This window comes from Methylobacterium sp. CM6247, assembly GCF_054817925.1.
Genome location: NZ_JBTXKX010000003.1, coordinates 2,079,946 through 2,098,738, shown reverse-complemented (window position 1 = coordinate 2,098,738; position 18,793 = coordinate 2,079,946). Strand labels below are relative to the sequence as shown.

Genomic DNA, 18,793 nt, shown 5'->3' with positions numbered 1-18,793 from the left:
CCTGTCCAGGATCAGGGCTTCGAGACGTCGTCCTCACTCGCTGCCTGACGCTCGGCGCGATGCAGCCGGCTGAGAAGCACCAGCATCGAGCCCGGGACAGGCTCGAAATTCGGCTCGGAATCCAGGAGACCCGACGTTCCGTTGCGACGGAGACGCCTGGCGGTCCTCTTGCCGACGATGGCCACGGGGGCCCGGGTCATGTTTTTCTTCTGGTTCGTACTCAACACCGCACCCTCGAACGCCACGGGGACGACAGGAGAAGCGCAGGAAAACGCCGATCGCGGCGCACGGTTCCGCGACGGTGGCGGGGAATCCTCACGGATGCTAGAGCCCCTTTCATGCTCGAAGGCCTTCACCCCAACCGTCCGACCCACGTGCTGCGCCTCCTCACCGACGAGAGGTCGGCGCGGGCCATGACCGATATCCTGGGCGAGATGTTCGACCCGACGGAGACGGCCGTCGCCGCTTTCGAGGCGGAGGATGGCAAGACCTGGCGGCTAGAGGCCTATTTCGCCGATGCACCGGACGAGGAGATGGTCCGCGACCTGATTCGCCCCCTCGTGGGCGAACAGGCGGACGCCGCCATCTTCGAGACGATCGACCAGCAGGATTGGGTTCGAGCTTCCCTGGAGGGGCTGAATCCGGTCCGCGCCGGGCGGTTTCTCGTCCATGGCTCGCATGACCGCCACACGATACGTCCGAACGACCTCGCCATCGAGATCGAGGCGGCTCTCGCGTTCGGCACCGGGCATCACGGCACGACGCTGGGCTGCCTCAAGGCCCTGGTCGATGTCATGAAGAAAGGCCGACCGGCACATGTGCTCGATGTGGGCACGGGCACCGGCATCCTCGCCTTCGCGGCGGCCAAGGCCCTGCACCAGCCGGTCCATGCCGGCGACCTCGACCCCGAGGCGGTCTCTACCGCCAAGGGCAATGCCCGTTTGAACGGTCTCGGCGGCCTCGTCCGGCTCTATGTCGGACCCGGCGTGCGCCATGCGAGCGCGAACCGGAGCCGACGCTTCGATGTAGTCTTCGCCAACATCCTCGCCCGGCCCCTGAAGCGCCTCGCACCGACCCTCACCGCGACGGTGGCGGATCACGGCGTGCTCATCCTTTCCGGACTGATCGAGCGCGACGTCCCCGGCGTTCTCTCGACCTATCGCCATCGCGGCTTCCATCTCGCCCGGCATGGCCTGATCGAAGGCTGGGCGACGCTCGTGCTCAAGCGCGGCGGAGCGGCACCGCGCCCGCTCTGAGAGCGGTTGCCGCCTCGTCCGGCGGCGCGTAACTCTCGGCACCATGAGCCGCGCCCGCTTCCAGACCTTCGACGATCCGAGCCACCGGGAGGGCGCGACGCGCATCGCCGCCCTGAGGGAGGCGATGCGGCGGGCGGGGATCGATGGGTTCGTGGTGCCCCGCGCCGACGAGCATCAGTCGGAATACGTGCCCGCGAATGCCGAACGCCTCGCCTGGCTCACGGGCTTCACCGGCTCGGCCGGCACTGCCGTGATCCTTGCCGACGAAGCGGCCCTGGTGGTGGACGGGCGCTACACGCTGCAGGCCCCCGCCCAGGTGGACACCACGATCCTCACCCCGGTTCAGCTCGCCGAAACCAGTCTCGAAGCCTGGATCGGCCGGCATCTGAGGCAGGGTTCCGTACTTGGCTACGATCCATGGCTTCACACCGCCGAGGGCGTCGCCAAATTGGAGAAGGCGGCGACCAAGGCTGGGGCCCGCATCACACCGGTCCCTGAGAACCTCGTCGATACAGTCTGGACGGGCAGGCCGGCCTCTCCCGCGGGCGCGGTGGTGGCGCATCCCCTCGAACTCGCCGGGGAATCCGTCGAGGCCAAGCTGAGCCGCATCCGCGAAGCGTTGGGACGCGGCGGCTGCGACGCCCTGGTGATCTCCGATCCGCACAATCTCGCCTGGGCCTTCAACCTGCGCGGCGGCGACGTGGCGCATACGCCCCTGGCGCTGGGCTATACCGTCGTCCCCCGGACGGGACGCGCCGCCCTCTACCTGACCTCGTCCGCCATCGATCCCGCCTTGCGGGACGCGCTCTCGTCCGCCGCGGACATCGCCGGGCGGGCGGATTTCGACGCCGCCCTTGCCGCTCTCGCTGCCGGAGAGTCCAGGATCAGGCTCGATTCCGCCACCGGCGCGTCGGCGCTGGCGACACTGGTGGAACAGGCCGGGGGCCGGGTCGATCCCGGCCCGGATCCGATCACGCTGATGAAGGCGGTGAAGAATGCGGGCGAGATCGCCGGATCGCGCGCGGCCCATCATCGCGACGGGATCGCGGTGACCCGCTTTCTCGCCTGGCTCTCGCGGCAGGCGCCGGGCGGCCGCCTGACCGAGGTCGCCGCCGTGGAGGCTCTGGAGGATTTTCGCGGCAAGACCGGCCTGTTGCGGGACATCTCCTTCCCGACCATCTCGGGCAGCGGCCCGAACGGCGCCATCGTGCATTACCGCGTGACCCGCGACACAGACCGTACGGTCGGCGAGGGCGAACTGTTCCTCGTCGATTCGGGCGCGCAATATGCCGACGGCACCACCGACATCACCCGCACCGTTGCAATCGGCACGCCGACGGACGAGATGCGCGATCGCTTCACGCGCGTGCTCAAGGGCCATATCGCCATCGCGCGGGCAATGTTCCCGAAGGGCACCACGGGTGCGCAAATCGACTCTTTCGCCCGCGCGCCGCTCTGGGAGGTGGGGCTCGATTTCGATCACGGCACCGGCCACGGCGTCGGTGCATTCCTCTCCGTCCATGAAGGCCCGCAGCGGATCGCCAAGACCGGCACCACCGCCCTTTCGCCCGGCATGATCCTTTCCAACGAGCCCGGCTACTACCGGGCCGGCGCCTACGGCATCCGCATCGAGAACCTCGTCCTCGTGGAGGAACGGGCGATCCCCGGCGGGGACCGGCCGATGCTCGGCTTCGAGACCCTGACGCTCGCCCCCTACGATGCCAGCCTCATCGACCTCTCGCTGCTGGACGAGGCCGAGATCGCCTGGATCGATTCGTATCACGCGCGGGTGCGGGACGCCCTGAACGCCGATCTCGACGACGAGACGCGGGTGTGGCTCGAAGCGGCGACGCGACCTTTGCAGGCGAGCGGGCGCCGCGCTTGATGAAGAGGCTCATCGACATATCCACGCGGGAACAGAACCGATGACCGCCCAGACGGGTCTTCACGTGGTCGTCATCGGCTCCGGCGCGGTCGGGACGGTGAGCGCCATCGAATGCCTGCGGGCGGGCCACCGGGTCACCGTAGTCGATCCCGGCTCTCCTGGCGGCGAGCAGGCGTCGAGCTATGGCAATGCCGGCTGGCTCTCGTCGCATTCGGTCATCCCTCCGGCGGAGCCCGGCATGTGGAAGCGTGTGCCCTCCTTCCTCCTCGATCCGCTCGGGCCACTCTCGATCCGGTGGGACTACCTGCCGAAGGTGATGCCCTGGCTCACGCGGTTTCTGCTCGCCGCCTCCACGACACCCCGGATCGAGCGCACCGCCCGTGCCATGCGGACACTCCTCGTCGATGCGCCGAAGCTCCACGCGACGCTCGCCGAGGAGGCGGGGGTTCCGCAGCTCGTCGAGCGGCGCGGCGTGCTGCATGTCTATCCCGACCGGGCGGCCTTCGAGCGCGAGGCGCGGTCCTGGGAGATCAGGCGCAGGGTCGGCATCACCTGGCTCGAGCTCTCGGCCGATGAGTTGCGGCAGAGGGAGCCGAGCTTGCATCGGCGCTACACGTTCGGCCTCGTGGTCGAGGAGGCCGGCCATTGCCGCGATCCCGGCGGATACGTCGCCGCCCTGTCCGAACTAGCACAGGAGCGCGGCGCCACCCGGATCGCCACCCGCGCGACGGGATTCCGGCTTGAACGCGGGCGCCTCGCCGCCGTCACGACGGAACAGGGCGAGATACCCTGCGACCGCGCCGTCGTCGCGGCGGGCGCCCGGTCGAAGCCTCTCGCCGCGTCCCTCGGCGACACGCTCCCCCTGGAGAGTGAGCGCGGCTACCACGTCATGGTGACCGGTGCCGAGGCGGGGCCGCGCACGCCCGTCATGGCATCGGATGCCAAGATGATCGTGAACTTCATGAATGGCGGCCTGCGCGCGGCCGGTCAGGTGGAGTTCGCGGGGCTGGCGGCGGCCCCCAACTGGAAGCGCGCGGAGATCCTGCACGACCACCTGATCTCGATGTTTCCCGAATTGCCGAACCCGATACCGGAAGAGCGCCTGAAGGTCTGGCTTGGCCATCGCCCAAGCATGCCGGATGGCCGACCCTGTATCGGCATGGCGCGCAAGACCAAGGATGTCGTCTACGCCTTCGGGCATGGCCATGTGGGTCTCGTCGGGTCGGCGCGGACCGGACGCCTCGTCGCCCAGCTCGTCGGCGGCGCGACACCGGAAATCCCCCTCGCGCCCTTCGACCCCCGACGCTTCCTGTGAACCTCGCCGACTCACGTGAAGCGCCCCATTGCGGCGATTCCGTCGCGGGCAATCGCGCGCCGCCGGTTTTACCCCGGCACCAAACGGCCATATCTAGGCGTCAGGGTGCCATGTTCGGTGCCCCCTCCGCCTCAAGGTTTCGATGATCCGGCTCCTCGCCCTCCTGCTCCTCGCGCTTATCGGTGCGGCTGGCGCCTCGGCGCAAGGCCTCAAGCCGCCGGCCGATCTCGTCAAGGCGAACCTCGTGGCCGAGCCGGGGGCGATCCGGGCCGGTGAGCCCTTCACCATCGGCATCCGCATGGTGATGCGCCCGCACTGGCACGTCTACTGGCGCAATCCGGGCGATTCCGGTCTTTCGCCGGAAGTCGCCTGGTCGCTGCCGCAGGGCTTCACGGCGGGCGCGATCCAGTGGCCGACGCCGAGCCGCATCCCGGTCGCCCATCTGGTGAATTTCGGTTTCGAAGGTGAGACGGTGCTGCTGGCCGAGGTGACCCCGCCGGCGGTGCTGCCGCCCGGCAAGGCCGTGACACTAACGGCCAAGCTCACCTACCTCGTCTGCGAGCGCGAATGCATTCCGGGGTCCGCCGACCTGAAGCTGAGCGTGCCGGTGGCCGCTCCAGGAACCAGCACCGGCAGTTCGGCCACCAACATCCTGCTGTTCGAGGATGCCCGCGCGGCCCTCCCCGTTCCCTCGCCCTGGCCGGTGAAACTCACGAGCGAGGGCGACAGGCTGGTCCTCACAGCCGACGCGCCCGGCCTGAAACCCGACGCGATCCGCCAGCCGGCCTTCTTCCCCTATTCCGAGACGGCGATCGAGAACGCCGCTCCGCAGACCCTGACCATCGACGACAAGGGGTTCCGTTTGAGCCTTGCGCGGGCGACACCCGGCGAGCCCGCGCCGACGGAGCTTCCCGGCGTCTTCACCTTCGACGAGCAAACCGCCGATGGCACGGTCCAGCGCTCCTATGCCATCGGCGACGCGCCGGCGGCGTCTCCCGGTGGGGCAATTCCGGGGGAGACAGCGCCCACGGCGCGACAGGCGTCGCCCGAGGAAAGCCTGACCCTGTGGAGTGCGGCCGGCCTCGCCTTCCTCGGCGGGCTCCTCCTCAACCTGATGCCCTGCGTCTTTCCCGTGCTGTCGATCAAGGTGCTGAGCCTCGTCAAGCATTCGGGCGAGCCGGCCTCCCGCGTGCGCCTGCACGGTCTCGCCTATACCGCCGGCGTCCTCGCCGCCTTTCTCTCCCTGGCGGGGCTGCTCATCGCCCTCAAGGGCGCGGGCGCCGGGATCGGCTGGGGCTTCCAGCTGCAATCACCCCTCGTGGTGGCGGGCCTCGCCGACCTGCTGTTCGCGATGGGCCTCAGCCTCTCCGGTGTGGTCCATCTGGGCGGCGGAATCGCCGGGCTCGGCGATGGGCTGACCCGGCGGGCGGGGCTCGAAGGCTCGTTCTTCACCGGCATCCTGGCGACCGTGGTCGCCACCCCCTGCACCGCCCCGTTCATGGGGTCGGCGGTGGGATTCGCTTTGACGCAGACGCCGCCGGTGAGCCTCGCGGTGTTCGCGAGCCTCGGCCTCGGCCTCGCGCTACCCTTCCTCGTCCTCACCACATGGCCGGCGGCGGTCCGCCGCCTGCCACGGCCGGGGGCCTGGATGGAAACGCTGAAAGGGGCGCTCGCCTTCCCGATCTACGCCACCGTGGCCTGGCTCGTCTGGGTGCTGTCGCAGCAGGTCGGCTCGGCCGGGCTCCTCGCTGCGCTGATCGGCCTCGTCCTCGTGGGCCTTGCCGCCTGGGCCTGGGAGCGGGCCCGCCACGCGGGCGGGATCGGCGCCGGGCTCGCCCGCCTGACCTCCGTCGCGGCCCTGGCAGCGACGCTCGCGCTGACCTTCGGCCTCGACCAGGATCGGGCCTCGACGGATATGAGGAATGCGACGGCCGAGGGCATCACCCCGTTCACCCAGGCCCGCCTCGATTCCCTTGTGGCGGAAGGCAAGCTGGTCTTCGTCAACATGACGGCCGCCTGGTGCATCACCTGTCAGGTCAACGAACGCACGGCGCTCCGCACGCAGAGCGTGGAGGCCGCGTTCAAGGCGCGTGACGTGACCTATCTCAAGGGCGACTGGACCAACCAGAACCCAGAGATCACCGCCCTCTTGGAGAAGCATGGCCGCAGCGGCGTGCCGCTCTACCTGCTCTATACCGGCACGGGCGAGCCCATCGTGCTGCCGCAGATCCTGACATCGGGAATCGTCCTCGACGAACTCTCCAAGATCCCTGAGAATACCGCCAACCAGCGCGCCGCCCTGGAAACCACGAAAAGGTGAGAGCCATGGCCCTGCCCCGCCGGATGTTTCTCGGAGCCGCCATCGCCGCCGCGCTGGCCGGTTCACTGTGCATGCACGCAGCGATGGCGGCAGGCCCACAGGTGGGTAAACCCGCTCCCCTCTTCACCGGCACGGATGCCGATGGCCGGACCGTCCGGCTCGAGGATTACAAGGGCAAGACCGTCGTCCTCGAATGGACCAACCACGATTGCCCCTTCGTGATGAAGCATTACGGTGGCCAGGCGATGCAGGCCCTGCAGAAGAAGTGGACCGAGGCCGGGATCGTCTGGCTGTCGGTCATCTCGTCTGCTCCCGGCGAGCAGGGCGCGGTGGACGGGCAGGCAGCAAACCGTCTGACACAGACCCGGGGCGCCTCCCCCACCGCTGTCATCCTCGACCCATCCGGCACGATCGGTCGGGCTTACGCTGCCCGGACGACGCCGCACATGTTCATCGTCTCGGGAGACGGCATCCTGCACTTCCAGGGCGGCATCGACGACAAGCCCTCCGCCAATCTCGACGACCTCAAGACCGCGAAGAACTACGTGGACCTTGCCCTCACCGAGATCGCCGCCGGCAAGCCGGTGAGCGTGAGGACTGCAAAGCCCTATGGCTGCACGGTGAAGTACGCCTCGTAGGGACGCCGCCCCGTTACGAGAAATCTTCGGTGACGATCCGCGCCCAGGTCTCGCCGGCGATACCGCCGAGAAACACGTTGCCGCCGCGAAGTGTCGCCGCCACCTCCGGATCGCGCGTCCAGGCGATCGTTCCCATGACGTGGTGATAAAGAAGGCCCTTCTGGCGGAAGAGCCCCTTCATCAGGTCGGGTGAGGTCGCCCCGCGCACGGCCACGGCCCCGAATTCAGCCGCATCGACGAACATCTGGCCGACGACGAGTTCCTCGCGGTTGGGCAGTGCCAAGATCTGGAGTGCATAGGCGACGCCGTCCCGGCGGGCGTAGAGGAGATACAACCCGATCCGGCGGCCGATCCGATCCACCACCTCGCGGATTTGGAGGGGGCCATACTTGGTCTGGAGACCGGCCTGTTCGACGAACCAGCCGAGTTCGGCCGGGTCCGGCTTGAGATCGTAGTGAGCCAGGAAGGGACGGGCGGCCTCTGCGAAATCGGCGGCGGTGATGGGGCGCGAGACGATACCGTCGGGGCGCGGGGAGCCGAAGGGCAGGAATCGCCGGAGCACGCTATCCGCCGCGCGGGCGATCGGGATGATCCAGCGCGCGAGCCGGGGCAGGCGCTTACCCAGGAAATACGCCGCCGTCCCCACGGGCCGATGGATCTTCACCCATTCGAGGCTCTGCGCCGGCAGGATCACGAAGCGAGTGGCACGGGCGATATCGAGGGACGTGCGGTTGGCGGTGTCGGTGAAGAGGAGGTCGAAATCGCGGGCGGTTACGCCCCGGATGAGGCTGACGCCGATGCCGGGGTTGTTGTCGGGATCGGCGGCCATGTAGGCGCTAAGGATGCCGGCGCGCAGGGTCCGCTCCCCGACGACCATGGTCATGGAGATGACGCCCATGAAACCGTTCACAGCCCCGTTTCTATCCAGATGGACGATGGAGCCGGTGCCCTCGGTATAGCCGGGCGAATCGAAATAGGTCGCTTCCAGGCAGGCCGCGAGCTTGGCCGCCTGATAAGTCTTGCCGAGGCGGAACGTCTGCGAAAACAGGTGACAGACCTGCGGAATATCGCTCCTCTGGAACGCACGGATCGAGCCGCGTGAAGACGAAGCCACGATATTTTGAACGTCAGCCGGAAGCTGAGCTTGGCCTTCCGGGTTCAGCCCAAGGCTAGTTTGGTTCATGCTGGCACAACCCGATGACGCTCCGTCCCGACCAGCAATTATTCGGCCGATAGATTAGCAATTCGACAAGGCCGCATTTCGCATGCGGCATAGCTGCGGCACCACTGTCGCACCCTCGGCGTTGTAGAGACGATGCGGTGCGGCTCTCCCTTCACGCCCTTGGCCCATCGCTCATGACAGCATCCGCCGCGCCCCGCTGGTCGGTCTTCCGCAACGGCGATTTCCGACTGTACGGAGCCGCACGGTTCCTCACCGGCCTCGCCTACCAGATGCAGGCCGTGGCGGTGGGATGGTTCGTCTACGACCTGACCCGTTCGGCTCTCGCCCTCGGCCTCGTGGGGCTCGCGAGCTTCTTTCCGGCGATGCTCTCCGCCCTGATCACCGGGCACGTGGCCGATACCTACGACCGGCGTCTGGTGACGGCGATCGCCTATGCGACCCTGGCCGCGGCCGATCTCGGCCTCGTCGCCATCGCCTTGTCCGGCACCGGTTCGATCTGGCCCATCTACGCCCTCGTCGTCGTCATCGGCACGTCGCGCGCCTTCGCCAACCCGGCGCTCCAGGCGCTTCTGCCGACCCTGGTGCCGCGCCCCCTGTTCGGATCGGCCATCGCCTGGAACGCCTCGCTCTGGCAGAGCGCGTCGATCCTCGGCCCGGCCGCTGGTGGGTTTCTCTACATGCTCGGCCCTGCGGCGGTGTTCGGGGCGGCGGCGGCGAGCTTCGCCCTGGCAAGCGCCCTCGTGGTCGCGATCCGCTTTCGCCACGCTGCTGTGATGGAGCGTCCACCCGTGACCTGGGCCACCCTCTCGGCTGGCCTGTCCTACATCCGCTCGCAGCCGGTGGTGCTCGGCGCGATCAGCCTCGATCTCGTGGCCGTGCTGCTGGGAGGAGCGACCGCCCTGCTGCCGATCTTCGCCGCCGAGATCCTTCATGTCGGCCCCCTTGGGCTCGGCGCATTGCGAAGCATGCCAGCGGCCGGTGCGGTGGTCACCGCCATTCTCCTCGCCTATCGCCCCCTCGAACGCCATGCCGGTAAGCGGATGCTGCAGGCGGTGGCCGTCTTCGGCGTCGCCATCACGGCGTTCGGCCTGTCCACATCCCTCCCGCTCTCGATGGCCTGCCTGTTCGTCACGGGGGCGGCCGACATGATCAGCGTCTACGTGCGGCAGACCTTCGTCCAGGGTGAGACGCCCGATTCCATGCGCGGACGGGTCTCGGCAGTGAACACGGTGTTCATCGGCGCCTCCAACGAACTCGGCGAGTTCGAATCCGGCACGCTCGCCGCCCTCGTCGGCGCGGTACCGGCCGTGGTAGCGGGCGGGCTCGCGACGATCCTCGTGGCGGTGCTGTGGGGCCGCTTGTTCCCGGCCCGCAAGGCGCGGGACCGATTGCTGCCGGCGGAGTGATCGGGACGCCGTAGCCCCGGGGTACGCATCCCCACCACGTCCTGTGGTGGCATTATCCCTTTCCCGTCACGCAAGGGCTCGGCAAGGGATAATACCTTTCGACTGAAGCACTTGGCTTGGGGGAATGCCGGCGACAACGCCGCCAGCCGCTCCCCCTATTTCCCCGCGAGCAGCGGCGACCAGGTCGGGTCGGAGGCGTAGGACGGCGTCGGGACGGGCTGCTCCACCTTGCCGGTGATGTCGACCATGTAGAGCTTGCCGCCGCCCTGGCCGCCGGGATCGCGGAAGAACAGCACGTACTGGCCGTTCGGCGCGAAGGTCGGCCCTTCGTTGTGGAAGCCTTCGGTGAGCACGCGCTCGCCGGAACCGTCCGGCTTCATCACGCAGATAGCGAAGCCACCCTTGCGCTGGCGGGTGAAGGCGATGAGGTCTCCCTTGGGCGACCAGGCCGGTTGCGAGGCCGAGCCCTCGCCGAAGGAGATACGGGTCGGGTTCGAGCCGTCGGCGCCCATCACGTAGATCTGCTGCGAGCCGCCGCGATCCGATTCGAAGACGATCTGCCGCCCATCCGGCGAATAGGTCGGCGAGGTGTCGATGGCGTTGCCGTTGGTGATCGGCGTCTGCGCCTTCGAGCCGAGATCCATCTTGACGATGTCGGCGTTGCCGCCCTGCTGTACGCTCATGACGAGGTGGTGACCGTCCGGCGCGAAGCGCGGGCTGGTGCTCATCGAATCCATCCGGCCGATGGCCTGGCGCGCGCCGGTCTCGAGGTTGATCACCTGGACACGCGGCTGCTGGCCGGTGGACTGGGTCATGAACGCGATGTCCTGCGTCGAGGGCGAGTAGCGCGGCGCCACCACGGCGGATTCGCCGTTGGTGAGGGCGCGAACATTGGCGCCGTCCTGGTCCATCACCATCAGGCGCTTGCGGCGGTTCTCCTTCGATCCGGATTCGTCGACGAAGGCGATGCGGCTGTCGAACCAGCCGCCGAGTCCGGTGATCTTGGTATAGACCACGTCGGAGATGAGGTGGCCGGTGCGGCGCGCATTGGCGACATCCGCGCCGTATTGCTGGCCGGTGAGCTGCTGGCCCGAGGTCACGTCCCAGAGCCGGAATTCGACCTTGAGCTTGCCCGAAGGATCACGCCCGACCCGGCCGGTGATGAGGGCCTGGGCTCCGGCGGCACGCCACTTGTCGAAACCCGGCACTGCATCGAAGCCGGGGTTCTCAGGGAACTTCCCCTTCTCCAGGGGCACGAAATAGCCGGACCGCCTCAGATTGTTCGTGACCACGCTCGATACCAGCAGGCCGAGGCTCGGATCGCCGGAGAAATCGGCCACCGCGATGGGCATCGGCTGGAACGAGCCGCCGCCGATCCGCAGGTTCAGCTGCGCCTGTGCGGGCACGGCGAAGGCGAGCACGAGGGCCAGCACCGCGAGGAGCGACGCCAGGGGCGAGGCGAGCCGCCGGTGGAGAATGTCGGTCATGAAGAGATTCCGAAAACCTTGAACAGGGATTCTGGGAGCGTCGGTTCTTCCTATCCTCGACCTCATCCTGAGGTGCCCGCGTCAGCGGGCCTCGAAGGAGACTTCCAGACAGCACGAGGGCCCTGGATGCTTCCTTCGAGGCCTTCGCTCACGCTTCGGCACCTCAGGTCGAGGGAGAGGGATTGGACGAATCCGAAGGAAGGATCACCGACCTGTATCACACCCGCGAGAACTCGAATTCCGCGTTGATCGCCTTCCAGTCGTCATAATACGGCGCGAACTGGGGCGGGATCTTGTAGGGCGCACAGCGCTTCACGGCACGAAGCGCGGCCTCGGCGAGGGAGCGGTCCACGGCGTTGGCGCCACCGCGCATGATCCGCGGCTCGGTGCTCAGCGAACCGTTGGCCGAGAGGCGGATATCGAGCATCGGCAGCACCACGCCCTGCGACGCGCCGGGGGGCGCCGAGTAGCAGCGCTCGATCTGTTGGGTCAGCATCCCGATCAGCGAATCGCGCATGGAGGGCGACAGACGCTGCGAGGTGCCGCTGGCGGCTCCCAGCGAGGCCGTGCGCTGGACCTCGTGGCCGGTAGCGCCGGTGGATTGCGAGGGCGCCCGCGAGGCGAGCAGCTGCTTGATGTCGCCGGAATTGAACTTGTCGGCGAGCTCGGCCTGCTTCTTCGCCTTGGCCTCCGCATCGGCCTTGGCGCGCGCATCCGCCATGGCTTTCGCCTTGGCCTTGGCGGCGGCATCTGCCCTGGCCTTCGCTTCGGCCTGGGCCTTGGCATCCGCAGCGGCTTTGGCCTCCGCGACGGCCTGCTGACGTTCGGCCTCGGCCTTCGCCTTCGCTTCGGCCTTGGCTTCCGCCTCGGCTTCGGCCTTCTCCGCCTTGGCGAGCGCTTCGGCCTTGGCCTTCGCATCGGCCCGCGCCTTCGCTTCGGCCAGAGCTTTGGCTTCGGCCTGGGCCTTGGCTTCCGCCAGGGCCTTGGCTTTCTCGGCCTTGGCGGCTTCCGCCTTGGCGATGGCCTCGGCCTCCTGGCGCTCGATGAGCTCGGCGAGTTTCTCGCGCTTCTCGGCCTCGACCTTGGCGGCCTTCACTGCCTCGGCCTTGGCTTCAGCCTTGGCCGCTTCCGCCTTGGCAGCCTCGGCCTTGGCGGCGGCCTTAGCCTCAGCCTTAGCTTCCGCCGCAGCCTTGGCTTCCGCCGCTTTCGCGGCCTCGGCTTTGGCGGCTTCCTTGGCGAGCTTCGCCGCTTCGGCCTTGGCGGCGGCCTCTGCCGCTTCCTTCTCGGATTCGTGGTCGGGCATGCGCAAGGGCATCTCCTCGGCGCTGGCGACCTTCATGTCGGCAGGGCGTTTCGGGGGCGCGGGCGCATCGACCTTGGAATTCTCGGGCTCGCGCTCCTCGACCTTCTCCGCGACCTTGTCGGCGCGGGGCTTGGCGTCGGGCATCGGCTTGTCGGCGTTCTTCTCGCCCTTGGTCAGTTCCGAGAATTGCTGCTCGGTCATCACCTCCACCGGCACACCCTCCTGGGCGTCGGGCAGGGCGGGAGCGGCGACGGACATCAGCGCCACGGTGAGCACGGCGACATGCACGCCGCTCGACACCCAGACGCCCGGTTCCCGGAATTTGGAGGGAAGCTTCACGATCCGCCGCGCCCGTTACTTCTGGTCCGGCTCGGTGACGAGGGCGACCTTCTTGAAGCCGCCTCCGGTCACGATCGCCATCACCTGGGCCACGCGGCCATAATCCACCCGCTTGTCGCCGCGCACGAAGACCCGCTCCTCGAAGCCGGATTTTGAGGTCTCTACCAGCTTCGGCACGATGGTGTCGTCGGTGAGTTCGGCCTCGCCCATGAAGACCTGGCCGGTCTGGCGGATCGACAGGGTCACCGGCGTCGAATCAGAGTTGAGAGGGCTCGCCTTGGATTGCGGCAGGTCGAGGGGCACGCCTACCGTCATCATCGGCGCGGCCACCATGAAGACGATCAGCAGCACGAGCACGACGTCGATGAACGGCGTCATGTTGATCTCGTTGATGGCGCCGCCGCGGCGCGCACGACGCCGCCTGCTGCCACCCTGCGCCGCTCCGTGGGCCATGCCCATGATCGTGCCTCGCTCTGTTGTCGGTCTGGATCAGGCGGCGAGCGACAGGCGCTCGTCGATCTGACGCGAGAGGATGGCGGAGAACTCGTCGGCGAAGCCCTCGAGCCGCGACTGGGCCTTGGACACGTTCGACTGCAGCTTGTTGTAGGCGAGCACCGCGGGAATGGCGGCAAACAGGCCGATGGCGGTGGCGAACAGGGCCTCGGCGATACCGGGTGCGACCACGGCCAGAGACGTGTTCTTCGAAGCCGCGATGGCCGTGAAGGAGGTCATGATGCCCCAGACCGTGCCGAACAGCCCGACATAGGGACCGGCCGAACCGATGGAGGCGAGGAAGAGCAGGCGCGACTCGAGACGCTCGACCTCGCGCTGGATGGTGACGTCGAGCACTTTGTCGATGCGCTGGGACAGGCTCTGGATCTGCCGGCCGGAGCCCTCGAACGAGCGCTTCCATTCGCGCATGGCGGCCACGAACAGGGCGCCGAGATTGGTGGCGGGCCGGTCGTTGAACGAGCGGTAGAGTTCCTCCAGCGAACGGCCGGACCAGAACGCCTCCTCGAACGCGTCCATCTCGGTCTTGGTGCGGCGGAACAGCAGGGTCTTGTCGACGATGATGGCCCAGCACCAGACGGAGCAGCCGAGCAGGCCCACCATCACCAGCTTCACCACGAGATGGGCGTGCCAGAACAGGTTGAACAGGCTCATGTCCGGCGGCGGCAGCGCCTGCATGGCATCGGCGGGATTCATGCGTTCGTCCTCGTCCCGGGTCGACCGGGCGGTCGACTCCCGCGCTCCACCTGACCCGGGCGGTATGTTCCCCAGATCGCTGGTGAATCTGTCGAAAGTATGGGGTGCATCGCAAAATGCACGCCGCACCTTCCTCGTCCGTCAAGGTTAATGAACCATGAGGAAGTGTCGGATTCTCTCTTGCCGGACCTCTCGCTGTCCTGGGCACATCGCTTAACCGACGGAAAGCCAGGCCGGCCCGCGAGAGCCTAAAGCGACGGGCTCTCGAAACGCTGCGACATGGCCCGGCGGAGGCTGTCCGGAAGGCGCACGGCGCGGCCATCCCGCACCGCCGCCACGGTGACCTCGGCCTTCAGCAGGACCTCGTCGCCGCGCCGCACTTCCTGGATCATCGGCATCGAAGCGCCGCGCAGCTCGACGACGGTGGTCATGATGGCGAGCATGTCGTCCATCCGCGCCGGCTTCAGGAAGTCGAGCACCATGCGCCGAACGACGAAGATCAACCCGGCATCGCGCTGCAGATCGACCTGCTCCATGGCGAGGGCGCGAAGCAGCTCGGTGCGGCCGCGCTCCATGTAGCGCAGGTAATTGGCGTGATAGACGAAACCGGAGAAATCGGTGTCTTCGTAATAGACGCGGATGTCGATGCGATGAGAGGTCATGCGATGGCTTCCGAGGACAGGTCGACCACGACGATCTCGGGGGGAACGCCGAAGCGAACCGGCGCGATGCTGTTGCCGAGGCCGCCGGAGACGACGAGATCCGCCTGCTCGCGGACATGGCCGTAGGCGTAACGGTTGGCGTAGCGCGACGGAACCACGGGAGAATAGCCGAACAACCGCACCTGCCCGCCATGGGTATGGCCGGACAGGGTCAGCGCCACATGAGCCGGCACTTGCGGGAAGATGTCCGGCTCATGCGCCAGCAGGATCGTCGGTGCGCCCTGCGGCACGGCGGCGAGCGTCTTGTCGAGATCGTCGACCCCGATACGGGCATGGCCGTGGCGCTTGGCGCCCGGAAGGAGGGCGAGCTGGTCGCCCAAACCCGCGAGCCAGAACCCGCGCCCGTCCTTTTCCAAGCGGATCGCCTCGTTGTCGAGGACGTGGATGCCCGTGCGCGTCAGGGCCTCACCGGCGATGGTCGGGCCGGCGCCACGTGCCTGTGCCGTACGATCCTCCCACCAATCGTGATTGCCTAGGATGGCGAAGGTGCCCAGCGGCGCCCTGAGGCGGCCGAGTTCGGGCGCCCATTCGGCGGCCTCGACGGTGCGAGTGACGAAGTTCTGCCCGGTGACGTAGTCGCCGAGGAGCACCGTCAGGTCGCCGCCGAGCGCATTGGCGGTCTCGACGATCCCGGCGATGCGGGCAGCACTCATCCACGGCTCGCAGGCATGGATATCGGCCAGCGCCACGATGCGGAGCTTCAGCCCGGCGGGCCAGTGGCCCTTCGGCGTGATGGCGTAGCGCGTCACCGACAGGCGCATGGGCTCGATGCCGACGCCGTAGGCCGCCGTCGCACTTCCCGCGAGGGCCATGCCGCCAAGGCCGGCGAGAACCGTCCGGCGCGTGATCCTCACCGCTTGTGTCCTAGAGGGCAGAGTCTCCTCGCCGATCCGATCGTCAACCGGGTTCATGCCATGGGCTCCGAGGACAGGTCGACCACCACGATCTCTGGCGGAACCCCGAAGCGCACCGGCAGCCCGCTCATGCCTAGGCCACCGGAAACCACGAGGTCGGTCTGCTCGCGCACATGGCCATAGGCATAGCGACGCCCATAGCGGGAGGGGACGACGGGGGCGTAGCCAAGGAACCGGACCTGTCCGCCATGGGTATGGCCCGAGAGGGTGAGGGCCACATGGGCGGGCACCTGCGGAAAGATGTCCGGCTCATGGGCGAGGAGGATGGAGGGCGCGCCATCGGGGATGGCGGCGAGAGTGGCCGGCAGGTCGTCGCTGCCCTTCCGGGGGATACCGAAGCGCCACCATGTGCGCTCGAAGCTCAGTTGATCGCCGAGCCCGGCGAGCCAGACTTCGTGTCCCCTCACCCGAAGCGGCAGCGCCTCGTTCTCGAGAACGCGGATGCCGGCGCGGGTCAGGGCCTCCCCGGCGAAGGTCGGGCCGTGCCCTCGCTCGCAGGCGGCGCGATCGGCCCACCAGTCGTGATTGCCCAGGATGGCAAAGGTGCCGAGGGGCGCCTTCAACGCCCCGAGGACGGGCGCCCAATCGGCGGAGTCCACGATGCCGGCGAGCCGGTCCATGCCACTCACGTAGTCGCCGAGCAGCACGATCACGTCACCGCCGAGGCCGTTGGCCGCCTCGACGATCCGCCGAATATGCGCGGGGGTCATGAACGGATCGCAGGCATGGACGTCGGAGACGGCGACGATCCGCAGGGACAGTCCCGCCGGCCACGGCGCCATCGGGGTGATCCGGTAGTGCGTGATGGCGAGACGCATCGGCTCGACCCCGATTCCATAGGCCGCCGTGCCGCTGCCCGCCAGCGCCATTGCCCCGAGGCCGAGCACGACGGTGCGGCGGGTGATCCGGACCGGGGAGGATGCGGGGTCGGAGCTCATGGGGTGGAGGTCGCTTTTCGGCCGGTTCTATCGCAGAGGACTTGCTGTTCGGACCGACGTTAGCCCCCGTCTTCCCGCCCACGGGGAGAGGGGATGTGCACACATCGTCTCACTTCAAACACGCTGCCCATCCGTCATCGCACTGTCTTTGCAGGGAGCAGAACGCAGACGCCATCGGCTGCCTCAGCCATCGGGATCCTCCGACCCGAACAGCCCGAACTGCGAGGCCGGATCGCGCCGGGGCACGGCAAAACCCATATGCTTGTAGGCGTGCGGGGTCAGCATGCGCCCACGCGGGGTGCGCTGGACGAAGCCCTTCTGGATGAGGAAGGGTTCGATGATGTCTTCGATGGCGTCGCGCGGCTCGGAAAGCGCCGCCGCGATGGTCTCGATTCCCACCGGGCCGCCGCCGAAGGAGGTGGCGATCATGGTCAGGTATTTGCGGTCCATCACGTCCAGGCCGGCCGGGTCCACGTCGAGAAGCTGGAGCGCCCGGTCGGCGATGGCGCGCGTGACGGTGGGAGCGTCGGCCACGATGGCGAAGTCGCGCACTCGGCGCAGGAGGCGCCCGGCGATGCGCGGCGTGCCCCGCGCCCGTTTGGCGATCTCGTTCGCGCCCTCCGCCGACATGCCGATGCCGAGCACCCGCGCGCCGCGCGAGACGATGAGTTCGAGCTCGTCGACATCGTAGAATTCGAGGCGGATCGGGATGCCGAACCGGTCGCGAAGCGGTGTGGTGAGCAGGCCGGCGCGGGTAGTGGCGCCCACCAGCGTGAATTTCGGGAGTTCGATCTTCACCGAACGGGCGGCCGGCCCCTCTCCGATGATGAGGTCGAGCTGGTAATCCTCCATCGCCGGATAGAGGATTTCCTCCACCGCCGGATTGAGGCGGTGGATCTCGTCGATGAACAGGACGTCGCGTTCCTCGAGATTGGTGAGCTGCGCCGCGAGGTCTCCCGCCTTGGCGATGACCGGGCCGGAGGTGGAGCGGAAATTCACCCCGAGTTCGCGGGCCACGATCTGCGCCAGGGTGGTCTTGCCCAGGCCCGGCGGCCCCACGAACAGGACGTGATCGAGGGCCGAGCCGGTCTTTTTCGCGGATTCGATGAAGATCTGCATGTTTGCCCGCGCCGCGCGCTGCCCGATGAATTCGGGAAGGCTCAGCGGACGGATCGACTGCTCCACATCGTCCGGCCGCCGCTCCGGCGTCAGGAGCGATTCCGGCAGCGGATGAAGGGTCGGGGATTTCGGCGATCTGGGGAGCTTGCTCACACGTGCTCTCGGTCGGGGCCCGGCACAGGGCCTGCTCCGGTGGATGGGCGTTTCGCCCGATGTCGCACAACGCCGCCGAGCGCGCTACTTCGCCGGCCGGCGACAGGCGCCCGCCGCCACGAAGGCGGATGCGTGGCACGAGGGTCTCACGGTGACCCTGCGCACCTAATTGCGTGACGGATCGGCACCATCCCGCCTTCTTCCCGCAAGAACAAAGCAGAGTGGCCTCGGTCCAGTGCGACCTCGCTCCAAGCGTCACGGATCAGCAACGCCTATGACGAGCCCGAACCGCGAGAGCGACTATCTTATGTAAACACAGTGTATGATCCAGGTTAACGCCGATTTTTCTATGTCTTATGCCTGACACAACGACAATTTTCTGGAACTCTACGCTCCAGAGAGATTTATCAAGCCAGGACGATGGGCGATTGCGGCAAGACAACATGGTCTTGTCTACAACAACCATGGCAGTTCTGGAGATCGTGGCCGCACCGGCGATATCTCCGACACATCTGCTCGCGACTTGATGACCGGAGACCGTTGGCGCTCCGGGCAGCGTCGCGGCTGGCGGATTCACCTCTGGGCCAGGGCCGGCCGAACGACTTTACG

Annotated in this window: 17 protein-coding genes; 7 read left to right on the top strand and 10 right to left on the bottom strand. The window is 67.7% G+C overall.

Features of this window, described 5'->3' with window-relative positions; translation table 11 throughout:
• Nucleotides 1–11: 11 nt before the first annotated feature.
• Nucleotides 12–200: a hypothetical protein gene (locus tag ACYQOP_RS10685; protein ID WP_056434417.1), complete on the bottom strand. Its 189-nt coding sequence runs from the start codon at nucleotides 198–200 to the stop codon at nucleotides 12–14.
• Between the two features lie 138 nt (nucleotides 201–338).
• Here ACYQOP_RS10685 and ACYQOP_RS10680 point away from each other — a divergent pair, with 138 nt between their 5' ends.
• From ACYQOP_RS10680 to ACYQOP_RS10660, 5 genes are all read left to right on the top strand, one after another.
• Nucleotides 339–1,256, top strand: a complete 918-nt coding sequence (locus ACYQOP_RS10680; protein ID WP_056434419.1) for a 50S ribosomal protein L11 methyltransferase — start codon at nucleotides 339–341, stop codon at nucleotides 1,254–1,256.
• 43 nt (nucleotides 1,257–1,299) lie between these two features.
• Nucleotides 1,300–3,141, top strand: coding sequence for an aminopeptidase P family protein (locus tag ACYQOP_RS10675; protein WP_461222357.1), 1,842 nt, complete (start codon nucleotides 1,300–1,302; stop codon nucleotides 3,139–3,141).
• Nucleotides 3,142–3,181: 40 nt separating this feature from the next.
• Nucleotides 3,182–4,456: an NAD(P)/FAD-dependent oxidoreductase gene (locus ACYQOP_RS10670; protein WP_461222356.1), complete on the top strand. Its 1,275-nt coding sequence runs from the start codon at nucleotides 3,182–3,184 to the stop codon at nucleotides 4,454–4,456.
• A gap of 142 nt (nucleotides 4,457–4,598) precedes the next feature.
• On the top strand, nucleotides 4,599–6,776 hold the full coding sequence (locus tag ACYQOP_RS10665; RefSeq protein ID WP_461222355.1) for a protein-disulfide reductase DsbD family protein: 2,178 nt from the start codon (nucleotides 4,599–4,601) through the stop codon (nucleotides 6,774–6,776).
• Between the two features lie 5 nt (nucleotides 6,777–6,781).
• Nucleotides 6,782–7,414: a redoxin domain-containing protein gene (locus ACYQOP_RS10660; RefSeq protein WP_461222354.1), complete on the top strand. Its 633-nt coding sequence runs from the start codon at nucleotides 6,782–6,784 to the stop codon at nucleotides 7,412–7,414.
• Nucleotides 7,415–7,427: 13 nt separating this feature from the next.
• Here ACYQOP_RS10660 and ACYQOP_RS10655 read toward each other — a convergent pair whose 3' ends face one another.
• Nucleotides 7,428–8,528 carry a hypothetical protein gene (locus ACYQOP_RS10655; RefSeq protein WP_461222353.1) on the bottom strand — a complete coding sequence of 367 codons (1,101 nt, stop codon included), beginning with the start codon at nucleotides 8,526–8,528 and terminating at the stop codon, nucleotides 7,428–7,430.
• A 242-nt stretch (nucleotides 8,529–8,770) separates the two neighbouring features.
• On the opposite strand from ACYQOP_RS10655, the gene ACYQOP_RS10650 reads away from it, so the two are divergent.
• Nucleotides 8,771–10,003 carry an MFS transporter gene (locus ACYQOP_RS10650; protein WP_461222352.1) on the top strand — a complete coding sequence of 411 codons (1,233 nt, stop codon included), beginning with the start codon at nucleotides 8,771–8,773 and terminating at the stop codon, nucleotides 10,001–10,003.
• Nucleotides 10,004–10,158: 155 nt separating this feature from the next.
• Here ACYQOP_RS10650 and tolB read toward each other — a convergent pair whose 3' ends face one another.
• From tolB to ruvB, 8 genes are all read right to left on the bottom strand, one after another.
• Nucleotides 10,159–11,490 carry a Tol-Pal system beta propeller repeat protein TolB gene (tolB, locus tag ACYQOP_RS10645; RefSeq protein ID WP_056434433.1) on the bottom strand — a complete coding sequence of 444 codons (1,332 nt, stop codon included), beginning with the start codon at nucleotides 11,488–11,490 and terminating at the stop codon, nucleotides 10,159–10,161.
• A gap of 217 nt (nucleotides 11,491–11,707) precedes the next feature.
• Nucleotides 11,708–13,132 (bottom strand): cell envelope integrity protein TolA, encoded by a 1,425-nt coding sequence (tolA, locus tag ACYQOP_RS10640; RefSeq protein ID WP_461222351.1) that lies wholly within the window; start codon nucleotides 13,130–13,132, stop codon nucleotides 11,708–11,710.
• Nucleotides 13,133–13,147: 15 nt separating this feature from the next.
• Nucleotides 13,148–13,591, bottom strand: coding sequence for an ExbD/TolR family protein (locus ACYQOP_RS10635; RefSeq protein ID WP_056434437.1), 444 nt, complete (start codon nucleotides 13,589–13,591; stop codon nucleotides 13,148–13,150).
• Nucleotides 13,592–13,621: 30 nt separating this feature from the next.
• The gene (tolQ, locus tag ACYQOP_RS10630) at nucleotides 13,622–14,338 is read right to left on the bottom strand and encodes a protein TolQ (protein ID WP_207412235.1); all 717 of its coding nucleotides are present in this window, start codon (nucleotides 14,336–14,338) and stop codon (nucleotides 13,622–13,624) included.
• A 248-nt stretch (nucleotides 14,339–14,586) separates the two neighbouring features.
• On the bottom strand, nucleotides 14,587–15,000 hold the full coding sequence (gene ybgC, locus ACYQOP_RS10625) for a tol-pal system-associated acyl-CoA thioesterase (RefSeq protein ID WP_056434442.1): 414 nt from the start codon (nucleotides 14,998–15,000) through the stop codon (nucleotides 14,587–14,589).
• Nucleotides 14,997–15,971, bottom strand: coding sequence for a metallophosphoesterase (locus ACYQOP_RS10620; RefSeq protein WP_461222350.1), 975 nt, complete (start codon nucleotides 15,969–15,971; stop codon nucleotides 14,997–14,999). Before ACYQOP_RS10620 ends, ybgC begins: the two co-directional genes overlap by 4 nt.
• Entirely contained in the window at nucleotides 15,968–16,912 is a 945-nt protein-coding gene (locus ACYQOP_RS10615; RefSeq protein WP_461222349.1) for a metallophosphoesterase, read from the bottom strand. Before ACYQOP_RS10615 ends, ACYQOP_RS10620 begins: the two co-directional genes overlap by 4 nt.
• Nucleotides 16,913–17,095: 183 nt before the next feature.
• A complete protein-coding gene (gene ruvB / locus ACYQOP_RS10610; RefSeq protein ID WP_018041980.1) occupies nucleotides 17,096–18,184 on the bottom strand; it encodes a Holliday junction branch migration DNA helicase RuvB in 1,089 nt (362 codons plus the stop codon).
• 43 nt (nucleotides 18,185–18,227) lie between these two features.
• Here ruvB and ACYQOP_RS10605 point away from each other — a divergent pair, with 43 nt between their 5' ends.
• Nucleotides 18,228–18,353 carry a hypothetical protein gene (locus tag ACYQOP_RS10605; protein WP_281435343.1) on the top strand — a complete coding sequence of 42 codons (126 nt, stop codon included), beginning with the start codon at nucleotides 18,228–18,230 and terminating at the stop codon, nucleotides 18,351–18,353.
• Nucleotides 18,354–18,793 lie beyond the last annotated feature (440 nt).

Excerpts from the sequence above, each read along its gene's own strand:
- ACYQOP_RS10685 (WP_056434417.1), bottom strand. The coding sequence starts at position 200 with ATGACCCGGGCCCCCGTGGCCATCGTCGGCAAGAGGACCGCCAGGCGT.
- ACYQOP_RS10680 (WP_056434419.1), top strand. The coding sequence starts at position 339 with ATGCTCGAAGGCCTTCACCCCAACCGTCCGACCCACGTGCTGCGCCTC.
- ACYQOP_RS10675 (WP_461222357.1), top strand. The coding sequence starts at position 1,300 with ATGAGCCGCGCCCGCTTCCAGACCTTCGACGATCCGAGCCACCGGGAG.
- ACYQOP_RS10670 (WP_461222356.1), top strand. The coding sequence starts at position 3,182 with ATGACCGCCCAGACGGGTCTTCACGTGGTCGTCATCGGCTCCGGCGCG.
- ACYQOP_RS10665 (WP_461222355.1), top strand. The coding sequence starts at position 4,599 with ATGATCCGGCTCCTCGCCCTCCTGCTCCTCGCGCTTATCGGTGCGGCT.
- ACYQOP_RS10660 (WP_461222354.1), top strand. The coding sequence starts at position 6,782 with ATGGCCCTGCCCCGCCGGATGTTTCTCGGAGCCGCCATCGCCGCCGCG.
- ACYQOP_RS10650 (WP_461222352.1), top strand. The coding sequence starts at position 8,771 with ATGACAGCATCCGCCGCGCCCCGCTGGTCGGTCTTCCGCAACGGCGAT.
- tolB (WP_056434433.1), bottom strand. The coding sequence starts at position 11,490 with ATGACCGACATTCTCCACCGGCGGCTCGCCTCGCCCCTGGCGTCGCTC.
- ACYQOP_RS10635 (WP_056434437.1), bottom strand. The coding sequence starts at position 13,591 with ATGGGCATGGCCCACGGAGCGGCGCAGGGTGGCAGCAGGCGGCGTCGT.
- tolQ (WP_207412235.1), bottom strand. The coding sequence starts at position 14,338 with ATGAATCCCGCCGATGCCATGCAGGCGCTGCCGCCGCCGGACATGAGC.
- ybgC (WP_056434442.1), bottom strand. The coding sequence starts at position 15,000 with ATGACCTCTCATCGCATCGACATCCGCGTCTATTACGAAGACACCGAT.
- ACYQOP_RS10620 (WP_461222350.1), bottom strand. The coding sequence starts at position 15,971 with ATGAACCCGGTTGACGATCGGATCGGCGAGGAGACTCTGCCCTCTAGG.
- ACYQOP_RS10615 (WP_461222349.1), bottom strand. The coding sequence starts at position 16,912 with ATGAGCTCCGACCCCGCATCCTCCCCGGTCCGGATCACCCGCCGCACC.
- ACYQOP_RS10605 (WP_281435343.1), top strand. The coding sequence starts at position 18,228 with ATGGGCGTTTCGCCCGATGTCGCACAACGCCGCCGAGCGCGCTACTTC.